16 protein-coding genes are annotated in these 14,653 nt (G+C 65.4%); 9 read left to right on the forward strand and 7 right to left on the reverse strand.

All coding sequences use genetic code 11. The features are described 5' to 3' along the window. Positions 1 to 29 precede the first annotated feature (29 nt). Genes GRI48_RS09780 through GRI48_RS09795 form a run of 4 tightly spaced genes read left to right on the forward strand, consistent with a single transcriptional unit; the run spans position 30 to position 3,110 of the window. Complete coding sequence (locus GRI48_RS09780; protein ID WP_160674717.1) at positions 30 to 473, forward strand: CHRD domain-containing protein; 444 nt, start codon at positions 30 to 32, stop codon at positions 471 to 473. Between the two features lie 26 nt (positions 474 to 499). Then, a complete protein-coding gene (locus GRI48_RS09785; RefSeq protein WP_160674720.1) occupies positions 500 to 1,210 on the forward strand; it encodes an endonuclease III domain-containing protein in 711 nt (236 codons plus the stop codon). 59 nt (positions 1,211 to 1,269) lie between these two features. Continuing rightward, entirely contained in the window at positions 1,270 to 2,427 is a 1,158-nt protein-coding gene (locus GRI48_RS09790) for an alkene reductase (protein ID WP_160674723.1), read from the forward strand. After that, positions 2,421 to 3,110: an endonuclease III gene (locus GRI48_RS09795; RefSeq protein WP_160674726.1), complete on the forward strand. Its 690-nt coding sequence runs from the start codon at positions 2,421 to 2,423 to the stop codon at positions 3,108 to 3,110. Before GRI48_RS09790 ends, GRI48_RS09795 begins: the two co-directional genes overlap by 7 nt. On the opposite strand, the gene GRI48_RS09800 is transcribed toward GRI48_RS09795, so the two are convergent. From GRI48_RS09800 to GRI48_RS09820, 5 genes are all read right to left on the reverse strand, one after another. Further along, positions 3,080 to 3,496: a hypothetical protein gene (locus tag GRI48_RS09800; protein WP_160674729.1), complete on the reverse strand. Its 417-nt coding sequence runs from the start codon at positions 3,494 to 3,496 to the stop codon at positions 3,080 to 3,082. The genes GRI48_RS09795 and GRI48_RS09800 overlap by 31 nt on opposite strands. A 101-nt stretch (positions 3,497 to 3,597) precedes the next feature. Continuing rightward, entirely contained in the window at positions 3,598 to 5,022 is a 1,425-nt protein-coding gene (tldD, locus tag GRI48_RS09805; protein WP_160674732.1) for a metalloprotease TldD, read from the reverse strand. Between the two features lie 60 nt (positions 5,023 to 5,082). Beyond that, entirely contained in the window at positions 5,083 to 5,628 is a 546-nt protein-coding gene (locus GRI48_RS09810; protein ID WP_160674735.1) for a DUF4402 domain-containing protein, read from the reverse strand. Positions 5,629 to 5,729: 101 nt separating this feature from the next. Further along, the gene (locus tag GRI48_RS09815) at positions 5,730 to 5,978 is read right to left on the reverse strand and encodes a zinc-finger domain-containing protein (protein ID WP_160674738.1); all 249 of its coding nucleotides are present in this window, start codon (positions 5,976 to 5,978) and stop codon (positions 5,730 to 5,732) included. Positions 5,979 to 6,047: 69 nt separating this feature from the next. After that, positions 6,048 to 6,560: a DUF4402 domain-containing protein gene (locus GRI48_RS09820; RefSeq protein WP_160674741.1), complete on the reverse strand. Its 513-nt coding sequence runs from the start codon at positions 6,558 to 6,560 to the stop codon at positions 6,048 to 6,050. A gap of 215 nt (positions 6,561 to 6,775) precedes the next feature. Here GRI48_RS09820 and GRI48_RS09825 point away from each other — a divergent pair, with 215 nt between their 5' ends. Both GRI48_RS09825 and GRI48_RS09830 read left to right on the forward strand, forming a co-directional pair. Further along, positions 6,776 to 7,714: an ABC transporter ATP-binding protein gene (locus GRI48_RS09825; protein ID WP_160674744.1), complete on the forward strand. Its 939-nt coding sequence runs from the start codon at positions 6,776 to 6,778 to the stop codon at positions 7,712 to 7,714. Then, positions 7,711 to 8,451: a methyltransferase domain-containing protein gene (locus tag GRI48_RS09830; RefSeq protein WP_160674747.1), complete on the forward strand. Its 741-nt coding sequence runs from the start codon at positions 7,711 to 7,713 to the stop codon at positions 8,449 to 8,451. Before GRI48_RS09825 ends, GRI48_RS09830 begins: the two co-directional genes overlap by 4 nt. 254 nt (positions 8,452 to 8,705) lie before the next feature. Here the strand turns inward: GRI48_RS09830 and GRI48_RS09835 are convergent, their stop codons facing one another. Continuing rightward, positions 8,706 to 8,912, reverse strand: coding sequence for a hypothetical protein (locus GRI48_RS09835; protein ID WP_160674750.1), 207 nt, complete (start codon positions 8,910 to 8,912; stop codon positions 8,706 to 8,708). A gap of 137 nt (positions 8,913 to 9,049) precedes the next feature. Between GRI48_RS09835 and nadB the strand changes: the two genes are divergently transcribed. Together nadB and GRI48_RS09845 are read left to right on the forward strand one after the other, a co-directional pair. After that, positions 9,050 to 10,633 carry an L-aspartate oxidase gene (gene nadB, locus GRI48_RS09840; RefSeq protein WP_160674753.1) on the forward strand — a complete coding sequence of 528 codons (1,584 nt, stop codon included), beginning with the start codon at positions 9,050 to 9,052 and terminating at the stop codon, positions 10,631 to 10,633. Between the two features lie 64 nt (positions 10,634 to 10,697). Then, positions 10,698 to 12,428, forward strand: coding sequence for a flavin-containing monooxygenase (locus GRI48_RS09845; protein WP_237451807.1), 1,731 nt, complete (start codon positions 10,698 to 10,700; stop codon positions 12,426 to 12,428). Here the strand turns inward: GRI48_RS09845 and GRI48_RS09850 are convergent. Further along, positions 12,410 to 13,273, reverse strand: a complete 864-nt coding sequence (locus GRI48_RS09850; RefSeq protein WP_160674756.1) for a MipA/OmpV family protein — start codon at positions 13,271 to 13,273, stop codon at positions 12,410 to 12,412. The genes GRI48_RS09845 and GRI48_RS09850 overlap by 19 nt on opposite strands. A 133-nt stretch (positions 13,274 to 13,406) precedes the next feature. Between GRI48_RS09850 and GRI48_RS09855 the strand changes: the two genes are divergently transcribed. After that, complete coding sequence (locus GRI48_RS09855) at positions 13,407 to 14,297, forward strand: alpha/beta fold hydrolase (RefSeq protein WP_160674759.1); 891 nt, start codon at positions 13,407 to 13,409, stop codon at positions 14,295 to 14,297. Positions 14,298 to 14,653: the final 356 nt, after the last annotated feature.

Here is a 14,653-nt window from a genome sequence, read left to right on the forward strand (position 1 = left end):
CAACGCACCAAGCCGCAAGGGGAACCTGCATGATCCGCCGACTTCTCGTCATCGCTACCGCCGCCGTTGCCCTGACCGGGTGCGAAACCGTCCAGCAAACCTATACCGAGGCGATCTCGTCGACCTACAAGGCAGAACTGCGCGGTGCCAACGAAGTGCATCGCGGCGATCCCGACGGGTCGGGTACGGCAGATATCAGCTTCGCCGATGAATTGAAGCGCGTGTGCTGGGACTTGAACGACCTGCGCGGCCTCGGACCGATCACCGGGGCGCATATCCATCGCGGGTCCGCAGGCGTCGACGGCCCGGTCGTACTGGCGTTGCAGCAGGCGACCGAAGGCGGCTGGCGCGGTTGCAGCAGCGACACCTCCTGGGTCCAGCGGGCTTTCGATGAAGGCCTGTCGAACTATTACGTGAACGTCCACACCGCCGAATATCCGAAGGGCGCCATTCGCGGCCAGCTTCGCCAGTAACACTTGCCCGCCCGCATCTGTTCGCGATGCAGTTCGATCTCGGTCCCGATCCGCGCAGCGAGATACTGCGCAGGCTGCAACCCCTGCTCGTGCAGCGTTTCGGGCGGATCGAACGGGCGGCGGCCGAATGGCGCAAGCCGGAATGGGTGCTGGTGCAAGGCGTCATTGGCGCGCGGACCAAGTCACCCGTCTCCAACGCGGCGACCGATCGCCTGTTTGCCAGATACGGCTCCTGGGAGGCGGTAGCCGAGGCGCCGCTCGAAGAACTCCAGGCCGAGCTGGCGACCCAAACCTATCCCAACATCGCCGCCGAGCGGTTGAAAGCCAGTCTGACCGCATTGATCGAGCGGCGCGGATCGGTCGACCTGGCGCATCTCGCCGGGATGGAGACGGCGGCGGCGATGCGATGGCTCGAGCAGCTTCCCGGCATCGGGCGCAAGATCGCGGCTGGCGTGATGAATGCCTCGACTCTCGATCGGCGTGCGATCGTGCTCGACGGGCATCACACCCGCATCCTCCAGCGCATGGGACTGGTCCCGCCCAAGGCAACGACCGACCGGGCGTTCGACGCGATCATGCCCGCCATGCCGCCTGAGTGGTCGGCATCCGATTACGACGAGCATCATTTGCTGATGAAGAAGCTCGGCCAGAGCTACTGCCGGCCGAGCCATCTCGAATGCGGGCAGTGCCCGGCCCAGGCCTTGTGCGAGACAGGCCGGACGCGGCTGGCGACGTAGCCGCGGAACGCGCACCGGCCGATGCCGTTGGGAGTGCAAAGACACCCATCGGAGACCGCATGACACATTCCACCCCGACCAAGACCGAACTCGCCCCGCTGTTCGATCCCGTTCGCATCGGTGCATTCGAAGCGCCCAACCGTATCTTCATGGCGCCGCTCACCCGTTCGCGCTCGGATGCGAAGGTCAACACGCAGACAGGGCTCCACGCCCTCTATTACGCGCAGCGCGCAGGCGCGGGACTGATCGTGTCGGAAGCGACGCAGATCAGCCAGCAGGGACAGGGCTATGCCTGGACGCCGGGCATCTTCACCGATGAGCAAGTCGAAAGCTGGAAGCCGGTGACCGACGCGGTCCACAATGCGGGCGGGCGCATCTTCTGCCAGCTCTGGCACGTCGGCGCGGTCAGCCACCCGGTTTTCCAGCCGGACGGAAAGCAGCCGGTCTCGTCAAGCGCGTGGACGCCGGAAGGCGAAGCCTTCGTCGGCGATCGCCATCCCGATGGTCCGCAAGTTCCCTTCCAGGAAGCGCGGGCGCTGACGACCGACGAAATCTGCCAGGTGCTGGACGATTACCACCATGCCGCGCGCTGCGCCGCCGCCGCCGGCTTCGACGGCGTCGAGCTCCACGCCGCGAACGGCTACCTGATCGACCAGTTCATGCGGTCGGGCGTCAACAAGCGCGACGACGACTATGGCGGGAGCCTCGAAAACCGGCTCCGCCTGCTCGGCGGGGCGATCGAGGCGGTGACTGCAGAACTTCCGGCGGATCGCGTCGGCGTGCGCCTGACCCCGATCGGCGGGGCGGGAGGCAGCGCTGACGAGAAGCCGGAAGAAACCTATCCCGCTGCTGCCAAATTGCTCGCCGGACGAGGCTTGGCCTATCTGCACGTCGTGCGCGCGACCGATCACGGCGGTGCGGACGGCGAGAAAAACGAAGGCGACCAGATCCTCCACGACATGCGCGCCGCTTTCGACGGTCCGTTCATCGCCAACGGCAATATCTCGCCCGAACTCGGCGCCACATGGATCGCCGACGGCCATGCCGATGCCATCGCTTTCGGGCGCATGTTCCTCGCCAATCCCGACCTGCCGGAACGGATCGCGCAGGACGGTCCCTATAACGAGGACAACCCCGACACATATTACGGTGGCGGCATGGAGGGCTACACCGACTATCCCGCGCTGGAGAAGGTGGACGATCCGCTGCCGTGCTGAGCGCGCCGCAGGTCGAGGAAGTCTACCGCATCCTGGCCGAGGTCATGCCGGGCCGCACGAATGGCGCGAAGGGCCCCAAGGGGCAGCCCGACGCCTTCCGTTCGTGCCTCTCCTGCATGCTCTCGGCCCAGTCGCTCGACCGGAACACGGCGGCTGCGACCCGGAACCTGTTCGCACTGGCACGCACTCCGCAAGCGATGCTGGCGCTGGACGACGAGACGATCGCGGCGGCGATCAAGCCTTGCGGGCTCTACAACATGAAGACGCGCAATATCCGCGCCTTTTGCACGGCCTTGCTGGAGCGGCACAGCGGGGTCGTCCCGGACACCCGTGAAGGGCTGATGGCACTGCCGGGCATTGGCCGGAAATGCGCGGACATCGTGCTGAGCTTCACCTTCGGCCAGGACGTGATCGCGGTCGACACGCATGTTCACCGCGTGTGCAACCGGATCGGCCTGACCGATGCGAAGACCGCTGACAAGACCGAGCAGCAGCTGGAGGAACGCTCGCCCGAATGGACGCTACGCGACGGGCATTTCTGGTTGATCCAGTTCGGCAAGCGCGTGTGCAAGGCGCGCAGCCCGCGCTGCCCGACCTGCCCGGTTTCCCATGTGTGCGAGTATTATGCGGCGACGCAAACCGCCGCAGCCGGTCAGCCTTCCGCGCCGGCTGGCTTGCGGTAGGGGACGAAGTCTTCGAGGAAGATGACACCCGAGAAGAAATTCCCGCCGCGATCGCGCGTGGTCACATTGTCGAGCCGGCACAGCTGGCCGGTCGTCCCGTACTTCTTGATCACCAGGTAATCGTTGTCGTCGAGGGTTTCGGGAAAGCGGGTGCGATTGACCCAGATCGTGTCGCCGCGCTTGTAGACCAGCGCGGTCTTGTCGATCACGGTGAGATTGCCGTTGCCGAAGGTGCGAATGCAATTTTCCGGCTCGCCCGCGACACGGCCTTCCAGCATTTCCGCGAGCTTTTCCTCGCCCGTCTTCCGGTCCATCGAGGCTGCCGGCGAGGCGGCAAGCAGACCTGCGCAGGCGGCGATCAGGGCGGACATTGCGACTCGGGTCATCAGGTAACTCCTCTAAGCGGCGACCAGATTACCAGAAAGCGCTGAATGGTGCATGAGCGCCGTGTGAGCGGGCGCGACATGAACCGGTGGCGCGAGCGCGCTCAGGCGGTCCCGCCGACCGTCAATCCGTTGATCAGCAGGGTCGGCTGGCCGACCCCCGCCGGGACGCCTTGTCCGGCCTTTCCGCACATGCCGATGCCCTCATCAAGCGCAAGGTCGTTGCCGATCCCGATGACCCTGGTGAGCACACTCGGTCCGTCGCCGATCAGCGTCGCCCCCTTGATCGGCGCGCCGATCCTGCCCTTTTCGACCTTATAGGCCTCGGTGCAGCTGAAAGTGAACTTGCCCGACACGATATCGACCTGGCCGCCGCCGAAGCTCTTGGCGAAAATCCCCTTGTCGACGCGGGAGAGAAGTTCTTCCGGATCGTCGGTGCCGGAGCGCATGAAGGTGTTGGTCATCCGCGGCATGGGGGCATGGGCATAGCTTTGCCGGCGGCCATTGCCGGTCGGCTCCATACCCATCAGGCGCGCATTCAAGCGGTCCTGCATGTATCCTTTGAGGATACCGTCTTCGATAAGGACCGTTTCCGTGGTCGGCGTGCCCTCGTCATCGATGGTGAGCGATCCGCGCCGCGCGGCGATGGTCCCGTCATCGACGACGGTCACGCCGGGCGCGGCCACGCGTTCACCGATCCGTCCGCTGAAGGCGCTCGTGCCCTTGCGGTTGAAATCGCCTTCGAGCCCGTGTCCGACTGCCTCGTGGAGGAGCACGCCGGGCCACCCGGGCCCGAGCAGGACGGTCATTTCGCCCGCGGGCGCCGCTTCGCTCTCGAGGTTCACCAATGCCTGCGCCAGGGCTTCGTCGACTGCGCGCATCCACACGCTCTCGTCGATGATCCGGTCGTAGAGATAGCGGCCGCCGCAACCGAAGGTGCCGCGTTCGCGCCGGCCGTTTGCCTCGGCCACGATCGAAACGTTGAGGCGAATGAGAGGGCGGATATCCTGCGCCCGGTATCCGTCCGGGCGGATGATCTCGATCACGTTCCACTCGGCGGTGAGGCTGGCGGTTACCTGCGCCACCCGGGGATCGCGCGCGCGGGCCGTCGCATCGATCGTCTCAAGCAGCCTGACCTTCTCGGCGAAGCCCAGCGAATCGAGCGGATTGTCGGCGGTGTAGAGATGCCGGTTGGACCGCTGGGGCGGCGCGGCCATCTGCTGCGCCGTCGGGTCGAGCAGCCGGAGGGTCTCGCCAGCCCGCGCGATCGCGGCCGCGCTGATTTCGTTGGCATGGGCAAAGCCGGTCATCTCTCCCGACACGCCGCGCAGGCCGAAGCCCGAATCGCGCGAGTAGTCCGCGGTCTTCAGTCGCCCGTCGTCGAAGGTGAAGCTCTCGCTCGCACTGAACTGGAGGTAGAGTTCGCCGTCGTCGCATTCGGCCAGCAGCCGTGACGTCAGCGCCTGCGCCTCGTCGGGCGAAAGGCGCGAGGGATCGTAGAGATGGATTGCAGGATCGGCTGTGGTCATCCGATCAATATAGGGTCTGCGCGCCCGCGGGCAAACGACAAGCGCACGGATGGACTGCGCTCAGAAATTGTCGATCCCGAAATTGAACGTCCCTTCGTAGACGCCGGGGGCCTGCCCCGCCGACACGAACAGGATCCCGCCGGCATGGTAATATTGCTCGAGCGCGGTGGCCCTGACCGATGTGAAGATCGGCCCGTTCGCGAGGCCCGTGCCGCGCGAATAGAGCAGCGTCGCCGTCATCTGTTCCGTTCCGCCGATGCGCGTCAGCGTAACGCTCGGATCGCCGCCGTAGAACAGCACCGTGCCCAGCGGCCAGCGCGAGCGGAACGTGGCGCGGTGCGCCGATCCCCCGACGGAAGTGACCGTGCCCCCGGTCGTCACGAGATTCGTCGTCCCGTCGACCACGAGCGTGCCGCCGGAACCCGCATCGACGAGCGGCCCGAAATCGAGATCCTCGATCACTTCGAGCGTCTGCGGCAGAACGACCGCCACCACCGCGTCGGAATCGCTATCCTGCGCAATGGCCGCAAGCGGTGCCATCGCCAGGACGGCTGCAGCCAGACTGGCCATCCCCCTGTCGAGCGCCGGACCGGATCCGATAGTCATCACGTCATACCCCCATTTCGGTGGCTGCGTGATAAGCTCGCGCCTCTGCAATTTTGGTCAAGGGACGGAGTTAATCGCGCCCTAACGCCGACTGGCGTTCGTCAGCTGGCCGAGGAGGAGATGTCGCGCAGTTCCGACTGGTCGGCCCCGTCGGCAGGGCCGCCCTTCAGGATGAAGCGCCGGTCGCAATATCCGCAATCGACGTAGCCGTGTTCGTCGATTTCGAGGAAAACGCGCGGGTGGCCGAGCGCGGCCGGCCGGTAGGCTTTGCCGCCACGGATGCCGCCGGCTCCGTCACAGCTGACGCGGCGGGTTTCGACCAGGGTCGTCTCGGGCGGAGGGATGCTCATGCGGCCCGCCGATAATCCGGCGCGGGCAGGCCGTCAATCGGCGCGACACGCTCGCCGGCCCGGCGGCGGTCAGTTGTACTGGATATCGACCTGGAACGTGCCGGTGTAGACGCCCGGGGCCTGGTTTGCCCCGACATTGAGCGTTCCGCCGATCCGGAACTCGAAGATACCGGTCGGTGAATTGATCCGGAAGCGGCTGTAGCCGCTGGTCGCCTGGACGAGAGTCAGGTCGGGACTGCCATTGAGGACCAGGCTGGTGATCGTCATGTTGGCACCGGGCCCGGTCAGCGTGATCTTGTTGCTGGGCGGTTTCTTGATGCGGACGATTCGGCCCGTCTCGCCGCGGCCGCCGAACTCGGCCGGCTGGCACACGCCGGACTGGACCAGGCCCGCGCTCGCGGTGCAGGTCGGACTGGCGGTCGCGGTCATCAGTACCGTGCCGGTAACCGGCGCGACGATATTGCCGAAATCGAGGTCGTTGACTTTGGTGATCGTCAGTTCGCCGAAGATCGCCAGCCGCACATCGACCGATCTCTGGGCCTGCGCCTGTGCCGGATTTGCCCACGCGAAGGAAAAAACCACGACAAAGCAAAGGCTTGCGAACAAGCGCACCAACCCTGGCGGGAATCGATCGGCGAGGCTCAGCGTTTTCATGCAGGCCCTTGTTAACGATGGACATCGCAAGAATGCGCGAAGGATCGTGGTTAACGCGGCGATAACCGATTACCTTGCTTCCCGGCCGCCCCGCTCGCGAACAGGACTTTACCTGTGCGCGTCTGCGGCCCAAAGCGTCGCCCATGTCCGACACACCTCCCGCCATCGCCATCCGCAACCTCCAGAAACGCTACGCTCCCGCCGGCGAGGGCGAGGGCACGCTGGCGCTCAGGGGCGTCACCTTCGACGTGCCGGAAGGCGGCATCTTCGGCCTGCTCGGCCCCAACGGCGCAGGCAAGTCGACGCTGATCAACATCCTTGCCGGGCTGGTCACCAAGACCGGCGGCGAGGCGGAGATCTGGGGCTTCGACATCGATCGCAATCCGCGCAATGCGAAGCGGGCGATCGGCATCGTGCCGCAGGAAATCGTGTTCGATCCGTTCTTCACGCCGTTCGAGGTGCTGGAGAACCAGGCGGGCTTTTACGGCATCGCGAAGGAATTGCGGAAATCGCAGGAGCTTCTCGAGGCGGTTCGCCTAGCCGACAAGCGCGATGCCTATGCACGCACGCTGTCGGGCGGCATGAAACGCCGGCTGCTGGTGGCCAAGGCGATGGTTCACTCGCCGCCGATCCTGGTGCTCGACGAGCCGACCGCCGGGGTCGATGTCGAACTGCGGCGCCAGTTGTGGGAGCTGGTGATGCGGCTCCACGACGAAGGCGTGACGGTGGTGCTGACGACGCACTATCTCGAGGAGGCCGAGCAGCTGTGCGACCGGATCGCGATCATCGACAAGGGCCAGCTCATCGCGAACAAGCCGACGCGCGAGCTGGTGGAGATGGCGCGCGAGAAGATCGTGCGGGTCACTCTCGACCGCGACGTCGTGGCAGCGCCCGCGAACGACGCCTTCGCCAAGAGCGAGAAGCTCGACGAGCGGACGATAGAGATCACCTATGACAAGGACCGGATGAGCGCAGGCCAGGTGCTTTCGGTGATCCAGGAGCAAGGCTTTACCATCGAGGACGTGACCACCCGCGAAGCCGACCTGGAGGATGTCTTCGTCCAGCTGACCGGCGCGGCGTGAGCGCCCTCTACGACGAGATCGGCGTCGATTACGCCGATCTCAGGAAGCCCGATGACAGGATCGCCCGGCGGATCGACGCGGCCCTCGGCCCTGCGCGCACCGTGCTCAATGTCGGCGCGGGCGCGGGCTCCTACGAACCGACCGATCGTGACGTCACCGCGCTGGAGCCGTCGGCGGAAATGATCGCGCAGCGCCCGTCCGGCGCCGCGCCCGTCGTCCAAGGGGCGGCCGAGAGCCTGCCCTTCGCGGACGACAGCTTCGATGCGGTCATGGCCGTGCTGACGATCCACCACTGGGCCGACCAGGCGAAGGGCCTCGCGGAGATGCGGCGCGTAGCGCGCCAGCGCGTGGTGCTGCTCACTTTCGATCCGGCCCATCGCGGCATCTGGCTGCTGGATTACGTCCCGGCGCTGGCCGAACTCGATGCCGCGCAGATGCCGCCGCTCGATTTCTATCGCGAGCACCTGGGCAGGGACGTCGTGATCGAAACGCTCGCCGTTCCGCGCGACTGCACCGACGGGTTTCTCTATGCCTACTGGGCGCGTCCGCAGGCCTATCTCGACCCGCGCCTCAGGAAGGGAAGCTCGTCCTTCTGGAAACTGTCCGGCCTCGACGAGGGATTCGCCCGTCTCGAGGCCGACCTTGCCAGTGGTGCCTGGCGCGAGAAATACGGCCGTCTTCTGGAGCGACCGGATTACGATGCGGGCTACCGGCTGGTCATCGCTCCGGCGGGCTGACCGCTATCACCCGCCGGTCACCGGGCGGTGCGTCGCCAGTCTCCATGCGACTCGCGATAGATCGTCGCTCCGCAATCCCTGCAGGTGCCGGTAAAACTGGGGCCGTCGGTCCTGACGCGATCCCGGATGGGCCGGTGCGAATTGAACAGACAGCGTATCCACGTAAATGCCATGAGTGCGACCTCCACGGCACTGGACGGTCGAACCTGAGAAAAGTTCCATTATAACATATGTTTATGGCGCGCACTTTGGCGTCAGTTCCGCGGCAAGCCACCCCCCGGCGCCAGTCGATCCTCCCGCCACCGCTTGGGAGTCTCGCGATAGATCGGGGCGTGGCAATGGCAGCAGAGCCCGCGAAAGATCGCGCCGTCTGTATGGACCCGGTTGCGGACCGGCTCGTGCAGGTTGATCCAGCAGCGCAGCCGGTCCTTGAGCATGGTTGCGACCTCCCGTAGCTCCATCGCCGGAGTACTACGGTGTTGCGCGAGGGCTCCGTTACAAGTCTGTAACGCGCGGGAAATTCGTCCCGTCCGCATCAGGTTCGTACCGGCCTCGCAGCGCGCTTGCGCCGCCGCGCGGCACGCGCCATGACGCGTGGATGACCACGCCCCACGACGTCCTTGTCATCGGGTCCGGCGCCGCCGGGCTCACAGCTGCCCTCGCGCTTGCCGAACGGCGCAAGGTGCTGGTGCTCGCCAAGGGTTCGCTGACCGGCGGTTCGACCGCATGGGCGCAAGGGGGCATCGCCGCCGTGCTCGACGCGGGCGACACCTTCGAGAACCACATCCGCGACACGATGATCGCCGGCGCGGGACTGAACGATCTCGAAACGGTCGAATTCGTGATCGAGAACGCGCCGGAAAGCATCGACCGGCTGATCGAGCTCGGCGTGCCGTTCAACCGGGAAAGCGGCGACCTCCACCTCACGCGCGAAGGCGGACATAGCCACCGCCGCATCGTCCATGTCGACGATGCGACCGGCTGGGCGGTGCAGGAAGCCCTGCTCAAGGCCGCCGAGGCGAGCCCCAACATCACCCTGCTGCCGGGGCGCAGCTGCATCGATTTCATCACCGGCCGCAACGCCGAGAAATATTCGGGCAATGGCCGGGTGTGGGGCGTCTATGCGCTCGACGAGGCGAGCGGCAAGGTCGAGGCGCATGTCGCACGCGCGACGGTGCTCGCTGCCGGCGGCGCGGGCCGCGTCTACCTGTTCTCGACCGCGCCGCGCGGTGCGACGGGCGACGGGATCGCGATGGCCTGGCGCGCAGGCTGCCGCGTGTCGAACATGGAGATGATGCAGTTCCACCCGACCTGCCTCTACAATCTCGACGTCAAGAACTTCCTCATCACCGAGGCGGTGCGCGGCGAGGGCGGGCGGCTTTTCAACCCGGTCACGGGCGAGCGCTACATGGAGAAATACGATCCGGAGCGCATGGAGCTGGCTCCGCGCGATATCGTGGCGCGCGCCAACGACGACCAGATCAAGCGTTACGGCCTCGACTACGTCCATCTCGACATCAGCCACCAGCCCGCCGACTTCGTGCGGGGGCATTTTCCGACCATCTACGAGAAGCTGATGGGCCTCGGCATCGACATGACCAAGGAACCGATCCCGGTCGTGCCCGCGCAGCATTACACCTGTGGCGGAGTCAAGGTCGGGCTTGACGCGCGGACCGACCTGCCGGGCCTGTGGGCGGCGGGCGAATGCACCGAAAGCGGGCTGCACGGCGCCAATCGCCTCGCGTCCAATTCCCTCCTCGAATGCTTCGTCTTCGGCGAGGCGGCGGCAAAGGACATCCTCGAATGCTGGGACGATCTCGACGATCCGCCAGCGATCAAGGAATGGGATGAGAGCCGCGTGACCGACTCCGACGAGGAAGTCGTCATCAAGCAGAACTGGACGGAGATCCGCCGCTTCATGTGGAACTACGTCGGGATCGTGCGCACGACCAAGCGGCTCGAACGCGCGGCGCACCGGATCGACACGCTGGGGCGGGAGATTGACGATTATTACGGCTCGTTCCGGGTCACGACCGATCTGATCGAGCTGCGCAATCTGCACCAGGCGGCCGACCTGATCGTGCAATCGGCCCTCAAGCGGCATGAAAGCCGCGGGCTGCACTTCACGCTCGATTATCCGGAAACCGATCCGGTGGCGCGCGACACGGTGCTGGTGCCTTGAGGTCCCGCGCTGGACTCTTGCGATAGCTGTGAGCATGTTTTCTCCCTGAGCGAGGGAGAGGGCGATGGAGAAGCCGCAGGAAATCGACGCAATCATTGTCGGGGCGGGATTTGCCGGCCTGTACATGCTGCACAAGCTTCGCGGCCTGGGCTTCTCCGCGAAAGTCATCGAAGCGGCGAGCGACGTGGGCGGGACGTGGTTCCATAACCGGTATCCAGGCGCGCGCTGCGATATCGAGAGTTTCGAGTATTCCTTCTCGTTCGACGAAGATTTGCAGCAGGAGTGGGAATGGTCCGAGCGCTACGCCACCCAGCCCGAAATCCTGCGGTATGCCCAGCACGTAGCCGAGCGGTTCGACCTGCGCCGCGATATCCGGTTCGACACCCGGATCGAGAGCGCTTTCTGGAACGAGGGCGAAAGTCGCTGGGACGTTGCCACGAGCGACGGTGCGCGCTTTTCTGCGCAGTATTTCATTACTGGCGTCGGCTGCCTTTCTACATTCAATCGGCCGGATATTCGCGGCCTCGATGATTTCGCGGGGGAAACCTACGCGACAGGACATTGGCCGCACGAAGGCGTCGATTTCAAAGGCAAGAAAGTCGCCGTGCTGGGAACCGGATCGAGTGCGATCCAGTCGACCCCGATCATCGCCCAGCAAGCCGAGACCCTCACGATATTCCAGCGCACGCCCAACTATGTCGTGCCGGCGCAGAACCATCCCAATGACCCCGAGTTCATTGCCGGCCTCAAGGCTCGCTACGCAGAGTTTCGCAAGGCCGAACGGGAGTCGCTGCTCGGTGCGGCGCGCATATTGCCGCAGACGCGCAAGTTCGTGTGGGACATCCCCGAGGACGAGTTCCAGGCCGAGATGGAAGAGCGCTGGCAGATGGGCGGGCTGGTGGGCTTCATGATTTCCCACCTCGATTCGGGAACCGACATCAAGGCCAACGAGCGTGTGGCGGAGTTCGTCCGGGCCAAGATCCGGGAAAGGGTCGATGATCCGGAAACTGCCGAGTTGCTGACGCCGCGCAGCTATCCGATCACGACCAAGCGACTATGCGTCGACATCGGTTATTACGAGATGTTCAACCGCGACAATGTCGAGCTGGTCGACCTCAATGCCACGCCGATCGAGCGGATCGAACCGGGCGGCGTACGCACTTCGGGCGCGTTCTACGAAGCCGACATACTGGTGCTGGCAACGGGCTTCGACGCCATGACCGGCGCGCTGGTACGGATCGACATACGCGGGAAGGGCGGCGAGAAGCTCAGGGACAAATGGGTGGACGGTCCGCATACGCATATCGGTCTGATGAGTGTCGGTTTCCCCAACATGTTCATGATCACCGGTCCGCAAAGCCCTTCGGTCGGCTCCAACATGATCGTCTCGATCGAACAGCACGTCGAGTGGATCGCCGATGCAATGGTCCACTTGCGGGAACGGGGAGCGACCACGTTCGAGCCTCTGGCAGACTCCGAAAAGGTCTGGGGCGAACATGTGGACGAGCTCTTCAACATGTCGCTGCATCCGCAGGCCGACACCTGGTATCTGGGCGCCAACGTGCCCGGCAAGCCGCGTGTGTTCACGGTCTATCTCGGGGGGGGTCAATGCTTATCGCAACATATGCGACGAGATCGCCGAGAGGGGCTATCCCGGCTTCGCGATCGACGGCGAAGGCAAGCGGAACGATGTCGATTTCGCGAACCACGTCGAGCGGCTGATGCCCGAGGAGTTGTCACAGGGCATGGCCGCCTGAACTCGCGCCAAATTGGCTACTACAATCCGAAGCGGTAGCCGAAGCCCAGGCCCAGCGTGAACTGCGTGCGCTGGCCGCGCTCGCGTACCAGCGGCGAGTCCGTCGCCTCCTTGCCCAGCCGCTCCAGGCTGGTGAACAACGTCACAGCGGTATTGCGATCGAAGGGATGGACGACCGAGCCGCCCGCGCCCCAGGACAGCACGCCGCCACCCGCATCGTACTCGGCCAGCCCGCTGTTCGCCGACTGCACGGCATCGATCCCGAAGTAGGGCTGCATATAGCCCTTGCTCGCAAGCGTCAGCCGCGGGCCGAATGCGGCCATCGTGCGTCCGCTGCGAAAGCGCCGGTCGAGCGAGAGATCCGCGACCACGCCCTCGTGCCCTCCGAAGCCGCGCAGCACGCGTGCGCCGACTTCCCATTCGCCGCGCGCGCCGAAGCGTTTCTCGACGAAGCCGCCGGCCTCGATCGAGCCGTCTATGTCGCCGAGGCCGAGCAGCGCGTCGCTGCCGCCGGTGATCAGGAAGGGCGAGCCGCCGTCGTCCTCGTCGCGGCCGAAGCGGTATCGCACCACCGGGCCGGCGCGCCAGCCGTCGGCATCCAGCGCGCTCCAGACGATGCCATCGGGGACGGAAGCGGTCAGGCCGTCACCATTGTCGAGCCGGATGTCCGGGAAGACCGACAGCGACATCTCGTCCGAGCCTTGCCATGCAGGGCTCAGGATCGGCGCGATGCCGACCGTGACCGACCAGCCTTCGGGCCGGGCGGGCGGCGGCCCGCCGGCTCCCGCAGGCCCGGCCACTCCGGGCGGCGGACCGCCTTGCGCGAAAGCGGGCGCGGCAAGGGCGAGCGGGGCGATCAGGGCAAGGCATGCGAGTTTGTTCATGGGCGCGACCCTAACCGGCAGTGGCCTGATCGTCGCCTGAATAGTCGGTGCAATCGCGAGTTCGCCATGGACTTTTGCGACAAAACGCGCTCACCTGCATTGCAAAGAGAAACGCAAAAAGGGGACCGAGCGCATGCCCGAAACAAAAGCCAACGGCATCACCATCCATTACGAGGATCGCGGCGACACGAATGCGCCCCCGATCTTGCTGATCATGGGCTTCGGCGCGCAGATGACCCTGTGGCCGGACGAACTGGTCGACGCGCTGGTCGAACGCGGCTTCCGCGTGATCCGCTACGACAACCGCGACATCGGCCTGAGCCACAAGTTCGACGGGGTGAAGGCGCCGGGCATGGTCAAGCTCACGATCATGCGCAAGCTCGGCTTCAGTCCCAAGGTGCCCTATACGATCGGCGACATGGCCGACGACGGGGCCGGCCTGCTCGAGGCGCTGGACATCGACAGGGCGCATATCGTCGGCGGCTCGATGGGCGGCATGATCGCGCAACGCTTTGCCGAGCGGCACGCGGACAAGACCATCACGCTGACATCCGTCTTCTCGACCACCGGCAACAGCAAGCTGAAGCCGGCGAAGAAGGAGGCGATGCAGGTGCTGGTCCAGCGCCCGGCGAGCCTGGAAGAAGACGTGCTGGTCGAACACGGCATCAAGGTTGCGCGCACGATCGGCAGCCCGGGCTACCAGGCGCCCGAAGACCGCCTGCGCGAGCGGACCCGTGCCGCGGTGCAGCGCAGCGTCTACCCCGAGGGGCCGCTGCGGCAGATGGCCGCGATCATCTCCGATGGCGACCGCACCCGGATGCTCCAGCAGCTCGATGTGCCGACGCTGGTGCTGCATGGCGAGGACGATCCGCTGATCCCCGTCGAGCACGGCCATGCGACGGCAGCGGCGATTCCCGGCGCGAAGATCAAGACCATTCCGGGCTGGGGACACGACTTGCCGCTGGAACTGGTCGACGAGCTGGCCGAGGCGATCGCCGAACATGCGAAATCGGCTGGCGGCTGATCGCCGCGCGGCCGCGCCGCCAGGCGAAATTGCGTGCGCCGGAGGGCGCGCCCGGATTCGAAAATTGCGCGCCCGGATTCGATTGGGTCGCAACCCTTGAAACCATGATTTTGCCCGGCATTTTTTTTGCCGGATTCATTTTGGGGCTTGCGCACCGGCCAAGCCTAGGAATTCCGGCGCGTCGCTGCGTTGTGCGAGGCTAACACACCTGCGTCTACTGCTCGCAACGGACGGTAAATCGCGATTTACCCTCTTGCGTGCAATTCGCTCCTGATTCACTATCTAGTGGTTCGAAAGGCAGGGGCACCTACTAGACCTAGTTGTTACGCCGGATTTGCGGTAACGCTCCGGTGGAC

Source organism: Qipengyuania oceanensis (genome assembly GCF_009827535.1).
Taxonomy (GTDB): domain Bacteria; phylum Pseudomonadota; class Alphaproteobacteria; order Sphingomonadales; family Sphingomonadaceae; genus Qipengyuania_C; species Qipengyuania_C oceanensis.

What these genes read in the sequence shown, in the direction of transcription:
- GRI48_RS09780 (WP_160674717.1), top strand. Translation starts at nt 30, where the DNA reads ATGATCCGCCGACTTCTCGTCATCGCTACCGCCGCCGTTGCCCTGACC.
- GRI48_RS09785 (WP_160674720.1), top strand. Translation starts at nt 500, where the DNA reads ATGCAGTTCGATCTCGGTCCCGATCCGCGCAGCGAGATACTGCGCAGG.
- GRI48_RS09790 (WP_160674723.1), top strand. Translation starts at nt 1,270, where the DNA reads ATGACACATTCCACCCCGACCAAGACCGAACTCGCCCCGCTGTTCGAT.
- GRI48_RS09800 (WP_160674729.1), bottom strand. Translation starts at nt 3,496, where the DNA reads ATGACCCGAGTCGCAATGTCCGCCCTGATCGCCGCCTGCGCAGGTCTG.
- tldD (WP_160674732.1), bottom strand. Translation starts at nt 5,022, where the DNA reads ATGACCACAGCCGATCCTGCAATCCATCTCTACGATCCCTCGCGCCTT.
- GRI48_RS09810 (WP_160674735.1), bottom strand. Translation starts at nt 5,628, where the DNA reads ATGACTATCGGATCCGGTCCGGCGCTCGACAGGGGGATGGCCAGTCTG.
- GRI48_RS09815 (WP_160674738.1), bottom strand. Translation starts at nt 5,978, where the DNA reads ATGAGCATCCCTCCGCCCGAGACGACCCTGGTCGAAACCCGCCGCGTC.
- GRI48_RS09825 (WP_160674744.1), top strand. Translation starts at nt 6,776, where the DNA reads ATGTCCGACACACCTCCCGCCATCGCCATCCGCAACCTCCAGAAACGC.
- GRI48_RS09835 (WP_160674750.1), bottom strand. Translation starts at nt 8,912, where the DNA reads ATGGAGCTACGGGAGGTCGCAACCATGCTCAAGGACCGGCTGCGCTGC.
- nadB (WP_160674753.1), top strand. Translation starts at nt 9,050, where the DNA reads ATGACCACGCCCCACGACGTCCTTGTCATCGGGTCCGGCGCCGCCGGG.
- GRI48_RS09845 (WP_237451807.1), top strand. Translation starts at nt 10,698, where the DNA reads ATGGAGAAGCCGCAGGAAATCGACGCAATCATTGTCGGGGCGGGATTT.
- GRI48_RS09850 (WP_160674756.1), bottom strand. Translation starts at nt 13,273, where the DNA reads ATGAACAAACTCGCATGCCTTGCCCTGATCGCCCCGCTCGCCCTTGCC.
- GRI48_RS09855 (WP_160674759.1), top strand. Translation starts at nt 13,407, where the DNA reads ATGCCCGAAACAAAAGCCAACGGCATCACCATCCATTACGAGGATCGC.